This is a genomic window from Pseudomonas sp. GW821-FHT09A09 (assembly GCF_059418405.1).
On sequence record NZ_JBWKPU010000083.1, the window covers coordinates 1 to 845 of the forward strand.

The 845-nt window shown below is 59.6% G+C and carries 1 pseudogene; it reads right to left on the bottom strand.

The annotated features are described in order from the left end of the window. Nucleotides 1-845, bottom strand: a pseudogene (locus AC07OV_RS30570) (type IV secretion protein Rhs); the annotation flags it as partial.

Sequence of the window (845 nt, forward strand, 5' to 3'; positions counted from 1 at the left end):
ACCACCCGAACCAACCGCCCCACGCTGTCCCACTGATACTCGGTCAGCGCGCCATGTTCATCCTCCCGCGCCACCTGTCGGCCAAGGTCGTCATAGCGATAACGCTTGATCCCACCCTCCGGCAGATGCTCCTCAAGCAACTGCCCCCGTTCATTCCACACCAGCCGCTGACAACTGTTATCCGGGAACCAAACCCCCGTCAGTTGCCCATATTTGTTGTAGCTGTAGTCGGTGCTGTGGCCTTCAGGATCAATCCTGCGGGTGATATCGCCCCTGTCATTACGCTCATATTTCCAGACCGCCTGACCGCGCCTTACAACCCGTACGAATCCGTTGTCATGCTCGTAGGAGGTCGGCTCGTCGTCCCCCGGAAACAGCGCCACCAAACGCCCAGCGTCGTCGTACTGATAGGCGGTGATCGTCCCGAGAGGATCCTGCTCAACCGTCAGCCGGCCTTTGTCATCGTAGGATTTGAAGTGCTCGGCGCCGTCCGGATCAATGCGCTGCACCAACCGCGCACGCCCGTCATGCACATAGACTTCCTGACTGCCATCGGCGTTAAACACCGTGACTTGCCCGTTGTCATCCCAGGCATACCGGGTGTCCATCTGCGAAAAGCTGGCCCAGTGCCGGACACAGCGCGCCGCCTTGCCGGACCTTTCCCACTCCCAGTAGAAACTCGCCCCACCGGCTAACTGGCGTTCAAGAATGACGTGCTGATCGTCGTAGCGATAAACCTCGCTTTCGCCGACAGCGTTGGTCGCACACACAAGCCGGCCAAGGTCGTCATAGGCGTAGGAAACGACGGTGTACTCGGTAACCCAGACAAACTCACCCGGCCCTTC